Origin of the sequence: Cobetia sp. SIMBA_158, from assembly GCF_046566945.1 — a bacterium.
GTDB lineage: Bacteria > Pseudomonadota > Gammaproteobacteria > Pseudomonadales > Halomonadaceae > Cobetia > Cobetia amphilecti.
Genome location: NZ_JAWJYL010000040.1, coordinates 1 through 664, shown reverse-complemented (window position 1 = coordinate 664; position 664 = coordinate 1). Strand labels below are relative to the sequence as shown.

Below are 664 nucleotides of genomic sequence, written 5' to 3'. Positions count from 1 at the left end.
CAACGCGGCCTTTTTACGGTTCCTGGCCTTTTGCTGGCCTTTTGCTCACATGTTCTTTCCTGCGTTATCCCCTGATTCTGTGGATAACCGTATTACCGCCTTTGAGTGAGCTGATACCGCTCGCCGCAGCCGAACGACCGAGCGCAGCGAGTCAGTGAGCGAGGAAGCGGAAGAGCGCCTGATGCGGTATTTTCTCCTTACGCATCTGTGCGGTATTTCACACCGCAATGGTGCACTCTCAGTACAATCTGCTCTGATGCCGCATAGTTAAGCCAGTATACACTCCGCTATCGCTACGTGACTGGGTCATGGCTGCGCCCCGACACCCGCCAACACCCGCTGACGCGCCCTGACGGGCTTGTCTGCTCCCGGCATCCGCTTACAGACAAGCTGTGACCGTCTCCGGGAGCTGCATGTGTCAGAGGTTTTCACCGTCATCACCGAAACGCGCGAGGCAGCTGCGGTAAAGCTCATCAGCGTGGTCGTGAAGCGATTCACAGATGTCTGCCTGTTCATCCGCGTCCAGCTCGTTGAGTTTCTCCAGAAGCGTTAATGTCTGGCTTCTGATAAAGCGGGCCATGTTAAGGGCGGTTTTTTCCTGTTTGGTCACTGATGCCTCCGTGTAAGGGGGATTTCTGTTCATGGGGGTAATGATACCGATGAA

The 664-nt window shown here is 55.3% G+C and carries 1 protein-coding gene; it reads right to left on the bottom strand.

Annotated features, from left to right (window positions below; all coding sequences use genetic code 11):
• Positions 1-418: 418 nt before the first annotated feature.
• Positions 419-610, bottom strand: coding sequence for a Rop family plasmid primer RNA-binding protein (locus R2R70_RS18860; RefSeq protein WP_000165985.1), 192 nt, complete (start codon positions 608-610; stop codon positions 419-421).
• Positions 611-664 lie beyond the last annotated feature (54 nt).